Origin of the sequence: Paenibacillus sp. FJAT-26967, from assembly GCF_001541095.1 — a bacterium.
GTDB lineage: Bacteria > Bacillota > Bacilli > Paenibacillales > NBRC-103111 > Paenibacillus_F.
Genome location: NZ_LMXH01000001.1, coordinates 664,584 through 676,508 on the forward strand (window position 1 = coordinate 664,584; position 11,925 = coordinate 676,508).

Annotated in this window: 6 protein-coding genes and 2 pseudogenes; 5 read left to right on the top strand and 3 right to left on the bottom strand. The window is 40.7% G+C overall.

Translation table 11 applies throughout. The features are described 5' to 3' along the window. Positions 1–19: 19 nt before the first annotated feature. The gene (locus AR333_RS02815) at positions 20–1,729 is read right to left on the bottom strand and encodes a discoidin domain-containing protein (RefSeq protein ID WP_068773824.1); all 1,710 of its coding nucleotides are present in this window, start codon (positions 1,727–1,729) and stop codon (positions 20–22) included. A 446-nt stretch (positions 1,730–2,175) separates the two neighbouring features. Here AR333_RS02815 and AR333_RS24110 point away from each other — a divergent pair, with 446 nt between their 5' ends. Together AR333_RS24110 and AR333_RS02825 are read left to right on the top strand one after the other, a co-directional pair. After that, the gene (locus AR333_RS24110) at positions 2,176–3,234 is read left to right on the top strand and encodes a glycosyltransferase family 2 protein (protein WP_084783480.1); all 1,059 of its coding nucleotides are present in this window, start codon (positions 2,176–2,178) and stop codon (positions 3,232–3,234) included. Positions 3,235–3,291: 57 nt separating this feature from the next. Continuing rightward, positions 3,292–3,945, top strand: a complete 654-nt coding sequence (locus AR333_RS02825) for a polysaccharide deacetylase family protein (protein WP_068773825.1) — start codon at positions 3,292–3,294, stop codon at positions 3,943–3,945. Positions 3,946–4,005: 60 nt separating this feature from the next. Here the strand turns inward: AR333_RS02825 and AR333_RS02830 are convergent, their stop codons facing one another. Both AR333_RS02830 and AR333_RS25700 read right to left on the bottom strand, forming a co-directional pair. After that, positions 4,006–4,749 (bottom strand): hypothetical protein, encoded by a 744-nt coding sequence (locus AR333_RS02830; protein ID WP_068773826.1) that lies wholly within the window; start codon positions 4,747–4,749, stop codon positions 4,006–4,008. Positions 4,750–4,762: 13 nt separating this feature from the next. Next, a pseudogene (locus tag AR333_RS25700) lies at positions 4,763–4,867 on the bottom strand (hypothetical protein); the annotation flags it as partial. A gap of 410 nt (positions 4,868–5,277) precedes the next feature. Here AR333_RS25700 and AR333_RS02835 point away from each other — a divergent pair. The 3 genes and pseudogenes from AR333_RS02835 to AR333_RS25710 all read left to right on the top strand — a co-directional run. Next, the gene (locus tag AR333_RS02835) at positions 5,278–7,440 is read left to right on the top strand and encodes a hypothetical protein (RefSeq protein WP_068773827.1); all 2,163 of its coding nucleotides are present in this window, start codon (positions 5,278–5,280) and stop codon (positions 7,438–7,440) included. A gap of 2,262 nt (positions 7,441–9,702) precedes the next feature. Further along, positions 9,703–10,081: RHS repeat domain-containing protein (locus AR333_RS25705; RefSeq protein WP_367584187.1), on the top strand; the 379-nt coding region annotated here is incomplete at its 3' end. Between the two features lie 240 nt (positions 10,082–10,321). Then, positions 10,322–11,925 (top strand): annotated as a pseudogene (locus AR333_RS25710) (type IV secretion protein Rhs); the annotation flags it as partial.

Consider the following 11,925-nt stretch of genomic DNA (forward strand, 5'->3'; position numbering starts at 1 on the left):
CGCTCTGCCTTCTTTGCGTTTATAATTTGCTATCGGCCGGAATTTTTGTTTCAGATTCGGCTTTACTGTCCGCCCTGCTTTTGATGGCTATTTGCCACAAGGAGAAGCCGTATTCAGTAGCTCTTTCCAGGCAATTTACTCTCAAAAATCTTCCCCTTCCAGCCGCTTCAATAACTTCTGTTCCTCCTGAGCCTGTTCTATTCTCGTAAATGTCAGACCAGGTGTGTCCATCGGTAGATACCTGCAGCCGGTATGCTTTGGCGTAGGCTCCTTCCCATCTTAGAGTTACGGATTCGATATCCGTTATAGCCCCCATATCGACTGATATCCATTGGGGCTCTGAGTAGAGACTGCTCCATCTGGTATTAGCATTGCCATCAACGGCGTTAGAGGGCTGGTAATTTTGATCCAGGTTATCATCCTCATAAGAAGAAGCGGTAGTAGGCCTGTAGAGAGCTTTATCCAGGTCAATGCCGTAAGTTTCAGTAGTAATACTGATATCTGTGCCGGGAATAGACTTCTCTCCGTATGCGTTTATGGCTTTTATGTTTATTTCGTAGGTTGTCCCGGGTTTCAGGTCTCTTAAAGTGAAGTAAGGTACTTTGGTAGTACATATCTGGTTATTCACGGATAGTTCGTAGGCAATAACAAATTGTTCTTTAGGTGAGCCGTTCCACGTTAAAGTCGCACTGCTTGGTTTTTTATCCAGCAGCGTGATTTTTTGTGGATTGGAAAGCTTTATATTAAATGTCGGGAAGTCTTCTGATGAATCGTTGGGAGCGAAAAACTTTTTTATTCTTTTTAAGGTTAGAATTTCAAAGTCTTTTAAAATCAGGGATTTTACGACGATATCATCAAAAAGAACATTTTCGGGATACATTTTGAGAAGCAATTCTTGTTTTAGTAAGGAATTTTTAATGCTCTCAGCTAAATCAGAGCAATGCAAAATCAGATCGCTTAAGTATAAATGAGAAGAAACGGAACTGGCAGAGTGAAGGTGCTGGACATAGCGGCTGAAGTTATATCTGGACCCGGCAATAATTTGAAAAGCTTGCCTCCATGCACCCAGAGATTCTTCCATTTCTGTAATCGATTTATTCTTGAAATCAGCTATAGAATCAATAAAAGACTGGTAAAAAGAAAAGTCGTCCGCATGACGTTTAATCCGTTCTTCAGCACGCTCCTGGTACGTTTTCCTTACATTATCTGAGACATGGAATTTTTTGAAATCTACAGCAAATAGCGGAGAGTTAAGTTCTTCCATAATATCAAGTATTCTTCCCCGATCTATCCACTTACCAACGAATTTACTGGCATCATTCAGTTTGTACGTATCCTCTGACTCATTCCATTCTTCGATCATAACAGAGTGCTTGGAATCTGGCGCGAGCAGGTCAAATCCAGGTAAGCAACGGGGTTCAATTCCGAAAAAAAGAATGTTCCCTTGTTGTAAATTAGAACGTATAAATGCCTCCGTCTGGTAACGGTCTTGTACTTCACATGGAATGGCTAAAATTCCTGTTTCAAACAAATCTTCGTTATTCAAACTCTCTGAAGGATAATTCCAAAACCCTTTGTTCTGAACAATGATATTTTCATAAATCTTATTCGTATTCTCATAACTGTTATAGAACAATTGATAAAAAGCTTCTCCATGATGAATTAAATGTTCGACGAGTTCGATTTTTACGCAGTTCAAATAGTTCTTTCTTAAAAATAGAGCGTCCAATATAAAAACTCCTTTCATGACAAGCTGTGCTAGTCTTTTTTTGGAGAAAATCTTTGATCATTATTAAGAAAAAGTGGCATCTATGATAACCATAATTTTAAAAAAAGACTATAAAAATTAAACAGTAAGAAATTATTTACATATTTAAATGATCTGTATATTATTAGGTTATAAGTGCTGCCCAAAGTAATTTGTATTATAGGTCTTGAAGCATATTAATACAGACTTCTCACGAATTAGATAGATATATTATATCAGGCAAAAAAATAAATTAAAGTAAAATTATGTACGGCTCAATAAAATTTTGGAGGGAATACATGGCCCGATAAACCGAAAGAAGATGAAGCTAGAAAGCCCTCACGTTAATTGATTAGGAATAGTTGTGACATGAGTTATTATCCACTAGTAAATATATTTATTATGTAAACAATTAAGGGGTGAATTACTTGATACGTTCTAAACTTGTCAGCATCATAATTCCAACCTACAACAGGGCAGACTTGCTGCACCGCCCCATTGCATCTGTACTCAAACAGACATACTCCAACTGGGAGCTGTTTATTGTAGATGACGGCAGTCAGGATAATACTAAACAATTAATTGAAAGCTATTCACAAAAGGACAGCAGAATTAAGTACATTGCCAATGATCGCTCGAAAGGACCTTCAGGCGCGAGAAATTGCGGCATCATTCATTCGGAAGGCGAATACATTGCTTTTCTGGATTCGGATGATGAGTGGCTGGAACATCATTTACTGGATAGCATAGAGATTTTGGAGACAAAGGATGCTGAGGTTTGTTTTTCTTTGTGGATTGAAAAACACGGTGAAAGAGAGATCCGGGTATTTGATCCTTTACACACGCAGAATAATTTAAAACAAAAAGCAAGTCTCTTTGAAACTTACAAAAATGCCATTATATTTGATGAACGGTTTTTTGAGCATTATGCTACGGATGACGGCTGGTTCTATCACATTAATACGATGGTGATACAAAGACAATCTCTGAATAGAGTCGGGATGTTGAATGAGAAGTACTTTACGGGAGAGGATACAGAATTTTTTATCCGTTTTTTTGCGGAAAGTAAAATCGCGCTCATCAATAATTATCATTTCCTGTATCACCAAACACCGGACAGCCTGTATAACTTTTTCGACCGAAGCAAAGTTGATATCGAGAGCCTCTGCAAAGATAAGGCGTTGTGCGATAAAATCACAGACTCCGGCATCAACTCCAATCAAATTCGTTTGATGATCAGGAAGCGCGTGCAGCAAAGCAAAAGGATCAAGGACAAGAAACAATGCTTTAAAACGATCGATGGAGCTATTGCCAAGAAATATTTGACATTGAGTTATATTAACAGGGATGATTTCTGGAAGTCTGTTTACTTTTGTTTATTATCGATGAGATATGGATGCAGCAAAGATAAATTCTTATATCTGATTAATTTGCTTCCATTCAGGAAGACCCGTACGATCAAACAAATTGAGCTGGATTTTTACTAGACAGAAGATGTGCCGGTACTCACTCCTTTCACTCCATAGAACCAAGGAGAAGATTTTATGATTACTAAGAATAAGCGTGTTGAAGGAGTAGTTTTTGACTTCCGCAGCCTTGATCTTGTCGAGCCGTATGCTTGCTTAACCTTTGATGATGGTCCGGATTGCAGGCACACTTTGACCATTCTTGAATTGTTGAGGCAAAATAACTCAAAAGCAACTTTTTTTGTGGTAGGGGAGTTCGTAATAAAGCATCCCGAAATCATAAAACAAATGGCTGAGGAAGGCCACGAAATCGGGAATCATACCTTCGCTCACCCGGATTTAAGATATCTTACTCCAGAGCAAATTAAATCTGAAGTCAAGAAAACAGAACATCATATTTTCGAAATTACAGGTAAAAAAACGGTGCTCTTTCGTCCGCCTTACGGGAAGTATACTTTACAAACTGTAGATGTTATTAAGAAACTGGGTTATGAATTTGTAGTGTGGAGTCATAACCTTTATGTTAGAGATTGGGAGCTTCCCGGCGTTGATATTCTCGTCCAACGGGTCATGAATAATACCGTGAGGGGATCGGTTATCCTTCTGCACGATGGAGGCGGTCATCGGGACCAGACAATCGAAACGATCCGGATAGCGGTTCCGCAGTTAAGAGAGCAAGGACTCCGCTTCGTCACAGTCAGTGAAATGATTAACAAGCGAAAGACTAGATAGAACCAACAAAGCTCGCCAGTTGCCCGTAACGGGTAATTGGCGAGCTTTGTTTTATACGAATTATTTTAAGTTAAACCATACAGGAGTTACCGAGTGAATTGTGCCGGAGTGCGTATAGTGGATCCCGCTAATTGTAAACTTCCCAAGCGGCTGCTGGGGAAGTTTAATCACGAGAAAACTCTCTCCGTTTAGTAGGATGGTTTGATTTAGGATTTTACTAGGTTCATAAAGCTTTGTTACGAGCACATTCGAATAATCAAGATGACTGCCAGCCGGTACTATACTAGAAGGCTTATACTTCAACTTGATCAGGATAGAATCTGAAGTTGCAGGGGCTGAATCCAGCAAGTAACCAACAGGTATTTGGTTATCAGTCTGAAGCTGACCATAAACTTCCCCGGTTACGGAATTGTAGGGATGCAGACTTTCGATATCCAGAGAATAAGGCACCGTGTAGGTTGTTTGCGTACGTTCGGGATTACAGCCTATATCATTGCAGGCTTCAACTTCGAACGTGTAGGATTCACCGGGCTTTACTGGAATTTCCAGTAAGTTTTGCAGGCCGACTGTTGAATACAAAACATGGTTAACATAAACATTGTAAGTCATAGAGTCCGGGTTGCCAGACGAATAATCGGATACCCATGCAAGCCTGTAAGTGCCTGTCTCCGAATTGTAAAAGAGGGGCTCAAGGTACTTTACTTTTCCCGGAACGGTATAGATCGATAGAAATAACAGGATAGTCGAATTGTACGAGCACAAGATCCGGACGAAGACTTTGTACCAGAGTGACTTTGGATTCATACTGTCTTACCGTAACCTTGATCTCTGTAGTAGCGGAGAGTGCACCGTGAATAACAGCAGCGGTTAACTTTACTTCCGCATCACCTGAACCGGCAGCCGGTCTCTCTAAGGGACCCAAGGTGATAGAAACTGGTTGTCACTTGACCAAAAGATCATGAAGGAGCCGTCCCCGGAGGCTTTCGGAAATTCGGGTGTTTGTGTGATAGACCCAACAGAGTCTCTAGGCTCATAAATAAGGTCCACCGTTGGCAAGAAGTCTCTTATTTCGTAGACATTCTTTTTAAGAGTCGTTTGGAACTTACTCGCATTTCTGATTTCATGTTCTACAGCTCCATGGTAAAGAGCAATGATATAAAGTCTTTCCACTTTTTATAAAAAAATATTGTAAATAACAACATTTGGAATGATAATAAGGATAAAAAGGGGAAAGGATGGTTTATATGTTTATAATTCGCTCGCGAAGTAAATGTTAGTGTACAAACAATCCTGTGATTAATTTTTATACGTACTAAGTGAAGGAGCATTTTTATGAAAAAATTAATTTATTCACCTATTATTATCTTTTTAGCAGTCATTTTATGTTCTACTTTTACTATTAAAGTGCATGCTTACTCATCATCATTATTAGACAATAATGAAATAAAGGAAGAGGAAATTATATCAATTCAAAAGATTAGTGAAAGATATAAAACTTCTGTAATCGATCTATTGCAAGAATTAAACAAAGGATATACATTAACAGAAATTATTACATCCTTACAATATATTCAACAATCCGGGGAAACTTTAGGAGAGAGATTACATGAGGTCAATCCTAACATTCTTAAGAGCTTAAAAGATATGGACTATTCTCCAGTAGAATCTAATGGTTATTTGAATGAATCAAATTCAACAAAAATTCAATCTTTAGTTGAAAATTTCACGCATCAAGATAGCGGTTTCGTTGAAATGCTAAATGAAAAAACGAGTATCATAGATAGTAATTTACCAGTGCCTTTATTAAATGAAAAATTTGCTGCAAACTCTACCTCTTCGAGCGATCCGATTCAAGTTACTTTAAATAGAATACGTACTAAAGCAGACAGGGCAACCTATTCGGCAGCTTCGAACTTTGAAGGAGCTTCCATGATTAGTGGAGCTTTACAACTTCAAGTTCCAGATATGACACTTAAAGAACAGGATAGCTTATCATTTACCCTGGAGCGACAATATGATAGCGCGGAGTCAATGTACTCTGAGAAAGATATTTATTCGGGATATTCTTACAAGGTCAGATACTATCCTGGTTTGTCGGTAAAATTATACTATAAATACAATAATATGCCTGTGGATAATTATTTTGGAAGTGGATCCAACTTCTTTTTTTCGCCTTATAGATCTTTTTTACAATTTGGAGGGAAGTATACGTATTGGAACTTTCCAACTACATATCCAATTGTTGAGGAATTCAATAACAAAACTAGTGAAGCATTTTCTCGAATTTGGAAATATCAAAATCCATTGTCGAATGATAGCATACCTTTTATAACTAATAATTCTATTCAGCTTAATGGTACGGAATTAATAGCCAAAGCTTTTACGACCGGAGAGGTTAAAGCAGATCCATCGTTAGTGCCCGAGTATGGTAATACATTAATGCATGATAATACCCTAAAAAAAGATGCAAATGAGAACAGATTTCCTATAGGAAAAGGATGGAGATGGAACATACCATATATTGAGACTATTGATGAAAAAAAATTCATCCGTTTGCAAGATGGAGTTACATATGAAGTAGTAGGTAGCACCCTAAAAGGGGACATTGATAACAAGTTTACTTTTGAGAATGATTCAACAGTTAATGTAGGTAATATAATGTCTAGTTATGCGCTTAAAAGTACTGATGGAAAAAAGCAATATTTCTCTAAAGATGGACAACTGATCCAAATATCAAATTCAAGTCTTAATTCAATCCAATTTGAATATCAGAATGTAGCACCATATGGACAAGTGATAAGTAAAATAAAAGGTAGTAGTGGCGATGAAATTGTCATCGGATATTCGGGAGCGAAAGTAACAATAACAAAGGGGACTCAGGTTGTTACATATGACAAAATTAAAGATCCTCAAGGAAATAAAGAGTTACTAGCACAAGTTACGGATGTATCAGGAAATAGAACTCAGTATGTATATAATATTAAAGAAGTACCATTTGATTTAGTTGGTGCGCAAGATATGAAAACAAACTTCGTAGCACTAATTACACAGGTGTATCAGCACGATGGCATACGTAAACATTATGAATATGAGGACTTTACACGAGTTTTGGGACCAAATGCAAAAGAGAAAGTGTATAGGTTAAAATCCAAGCAAAATGTAACGAGATATACAAACGGTAACGAGGCTATTACTGATCGCACTGTATATAAATATTCAACAGATGGATTATCTTACAAAGTAGGTAAAATGAGCTTTATCACTACGGCTCATAAGGAACTCACCAAAACTGCCTACAGTTTTGAAAAGTTCAATGAAAATGATAATATTCCAGAAAGAATTGTGAGTAAGGGGATGACCGAAAGTCCTGGATCTGTCCTAAAAGAGTATGTTTACGATACAAACGGTCGCTTAGATTTCGTGAGAATACTATTAACCGGTGTTATACAAGATTACATCTATGACAGCAACGGTAATCTAATTAAAATTCAGTAATTGTATCGCGTAAGGAGTGATTTTAACACTTGGGAGTCTCATCTCTCAAGTCTTCATTCCTTCCAATAGTTTTATTAATTTATGGCAATTTGATAAGAAACTCTACCAAATATAAGGATTGGTGAAGTCTTCATGAAAAAGAAAGTAAATTATTTGCTCTTATGCTGCCTGTTCATTCAATTAGTTGCGCCCTTACACAGCATCACATATGCCAGTAAGGATAAGAACGAAACGATCCGCTTATCACAAAAGAATCAAGATGTGCTGACGATCGAAGGGTTAAGCCGTAAGTACCAAGTGCCAGCAACGGCTTTATTGGCGGAGCTTAACAAAGGCTATTCTCTGGTAGAGATTCAAGCCGCTCTCGCGCAGAAAGCCTCCCAGCCATTGGGAGAAACTCTGGCTCAAATGAATCCCGCTGTTGAAGAAAGATTAAAACAGATGGATTATTCGGCCGAACGATTTGAAGAGAGAAAAGATCAACCAGCGCCGCAGCCCCCGTCGATCGATGAGGAAGCCGGCACATACGTCGAGTCCTCGAGAGAGTCGAACATCACGGATCCATCCCGGTTTTATCCGGCTTCTGTAACGGAAGACATCTATTCGGTAACCGGTTCTGTATATGGTATGTTGAGTTCCCGGGCTGCTTCTTCGGATAAATTTCCGCAGAGTTATGATGAATTTGCTGTAAAGCGGTTGAACATGAATACTGATCGTGCTCCTTATGGGGGTTCAATTAATGATAACGTGTCTACTATCAATGGTACTTTACAAATGCAATCGACAGATATGTCGCTGCCGGGTCGCAACGGGATGTCTTTTACTCTCAACCGCAATTACAATAGCTCAGATGCAATCTATTACAACAAAGAAGTTATCCATGATAACGTTTTTGAGGTCATATATTATCCGAAACTGACTGCAAAACTCTTTTATAAGTATTCGGGTGACCTTGTTACGCATGGAAGTGCGTCGGATTTTTACTTTCAGCCGTACTATTTTTCATGGTTGTATCATTCCTTTGTACAATTTAACGGCCAATATACTTACTGGTCCTATCCTTTGAATCGGGCCCCTATAGAAGATTTTAACAATCAATTCCGTGAAGAACTTGAACATACGTATAAATTTGATCCAGCTAACCCGGATGCTTCGCTATTCATGATAAAGGATGATCTATATCTTAGCGGCACTCCTCTTATGGCTAAAGCCTATACCACAGGAAAGGTGGAAGAATATCCAAATAGTAAGAAGCCGGTCTGTTATTATACGGATAATTATGGAAATTGCGGCGAATTTAAATATGCCTACGGCAATCAAGTCAGCGAGATGAGTCAAGAGAAAAGATTCCCGATCGGTAAGGGCTGGAGCTGGGATATTCCCTATATAGAGACCAAAAGCGACAACAAGAAATACATTACTCTATTCGGAGGTTCGACATACGAGTTAGACGGACTCCATATAAAAGGCTACCCTTGGAAAGATCTGAAGTTAACCTATGATGGCTCAGTCACCGTAAACGATTTAACTTCCTCCTATGTTCTTACTGCTTTGGATGGTCAAAAGCAGTACTTCAGTTCAGAAGGCAAGCTGCTGCAAATATCAGATTCATACCAAAACAACATTCAATTCGAATATTCTTACGTTTCACGTTACGGAACGGTTTTAACCAAAATTAAAGACGCGTTACAAAATGAAATTAAAATCCAGTACTCAAGTTCAGAAGTAACTCTTAGTCAAGGGGATCGCACAGTAACATATGAAAAAACGAAAGATCCGCAAGGAAATAAAGAGCTGCTATCTCAAGTAACTGACCCTGCTGGTCGCAAAACGCAATATGTATACGAGGTTGCTTCAGCCCCTTTTGATCTTGTCGGTTCCTACAAGAAAAAAGATAATTACGTAGCCCTGTTGAAGCAGGTGTATCACCCGACAAACGCACGCACTGATTTCAGTTATGATTCCTATAACCGCAGTTTAGGCACCACTGCTTCCGAAACGGTTTACCGTGTAAAATCGCGTGAAGATGTAATCACATACACCGATGCCAGTGTAAGCAAATCCAATCATATCGATTACACCTATCAAGGTGACGGCGGATCGGTTCAAAAGGCGAACTCATCCTTCGCTACCACCATCAACAACGGTAGAACCCAAACGACGTACAGCTACGACAAAGTCTATATCGACGACAATACACCGGAAGTCTTCTATAACACCCAGATTAAACAAGACGATGGTGTGACGCAAACGACCACGGCCATGGAGTACAACCGGACAAACCGCTGGCCGTCTCCAACGAAAACCACCACGAAGACGGTGCAGGGTTCCTCCGGCTCGACGGAACAAGTGAGCCAGCGTACGTATGATGAATACGGGAATGTGCTCACAGAGACGGATCCTGCTAATACGGTGAGCACGTATCAGTATGATGCAGCCACTCATTTGCTCAGCAGTGTAACAGCACCGGCTACGAGCGGGCTAAACAGCTACATGGAACTGGAACGTTATCCGGTGACCCATGGAGTTAAGGAAGTACGGATAAAAGAGAACAATGCGGCAGGTGCCCTGCAAGCCCACACGAGTTATACGTATGATGCTTTCGGTAACCCTACACGCATTACCATTAAAGACGACGCGCNTAAAAGAGAACAATGCGGCAGGTGCCCTGCAAGCCCACACGAGTTATACGTATGATGCTTTCGGTAACCCTACACGCATTACCATTAAAGACGACGCGCAGGATATTGTCGTTACCAATGGGTACAGCACTCAATACCAATCCGCATTTCCGACCGAGCAATCCGTACAAGTTACGGATGCAGCCAAACAAAACACGACGGTGACTCAGCGGTTCGAGTATAACCCGGCTACAGGTGCTATGACGAAGTTTACAGACGGCAAAGGCTTTATGACTAGTTACGAGTACGATGTATTAGGCCGAGCCACCAAAGTAACCCAGCCGGATTCAAGCACGTATACGTATACCTATAACGATGCAGCGAATGAAATCACCACCGTAGATCCAACAGGAGTCACACAGATTACGAAGTGGAATCCACTGGGGTGGAAAATAAAGACCGGCCTCAGCGGAAAAGCCTCACAAGAGTTCGGTTATGATGCGTATGGCCGCCAGACTTGGAGTCAGGACGGGGCAGGTAACCGCACGACTTATGAGTATGACAAATGGGATCGGCTGATTGCGACCACCTACCCTGGAGCAGAGCAGGCGAGATCAACCGTCTCTTATGACGATATTCACCGTAAAGTGATCAGCAAAGATGGCGAGAACAATCGAGCCGAAGAAACTTATGATTTGCTCGGCCGGGCCACAGCGCGGGATATTTTTAGTGCAGCCGGGGCTTTAACCGGTTCGGTCCGGTTTACTTACGATGCTGCAGGCAAAGTACTCACCATGAGTGATGGGGCAGGAAGCAGCGCCGGAGATGTACAAACTACGCAGTACAGCTATGACGCTATGGGCAGGCTGGTATCCGTCACGGATGCGAAGGCCAATACAACACGCTACACGTATAGCAAAGCGAGCAACTTGACCCAAATTGAGTATCCCGATCGTAACAAAAAGTTGAAAAGCTACGACCAGATGGGAAGAGTGATTCAAGAAACAGATCCGCTGGGTCAGATTGAAACTTACTTTTATGATCCAAACAGCAATGTAACAAAAAGTATCGATCGGAAGGGAAATGCGCACACCTTCACGTACAATGCAGTCAATCTGCTCACGGCAAGCGAGACGACGGATGAAAGAATAGCCTTCTCGTATGATGCGGCCGGCCGCCGCTTGTCTATGCAGGATGGGACCGGTACAACGAATTATACCTACGAGCCCTCAACCGGTTGGCTGACGCAGGTCAAATATCCGGATCAACGGACCCTGCAATATGCCTACGACCCGCAAGGAAAACGCACGAAGATGACCGATCCATTCGGTGTCGTCACCAATTATCAGTATGATGTACAGAACCGGATAACCGCGGTCGGTACGGAGCCGGCTGATTGGGATGCTGCGTATCAATATAAAAAGAATGGATTACTGTCTGCCACACAAGCGAAGAATGGGGTCCAGGCTGCATTTACCTATGAAGGTGTAAATCTGACTGGGTTAACCCAAGCCAAATCAGGAACAGCGGTTCAGTCCTTCTCTTATGGCTATGACCTTCATGCTAACCAAACAAGTAAAGTGGAGAATGGAGTCACCCAATCCTTTTCGTATGATGCTTTAAACCGGATTGCTACTTCATCGGAATACAACGAAAATTACAGCTATGATAATCGGGGCAATCGGCTTACCATGGAAAGCGACAAGCCTATAACACCCGTAGATACGAGCTACACGTATGACAATCGGAACCGGCTGAATGCCGTACAGCTGGACGGATCAAGCCATGTGAACTACAAGTACAATGGCGATAACCTGCTGACAGAGCGGACAGAGAACGGAATTACAACCCGTTATTATTATGA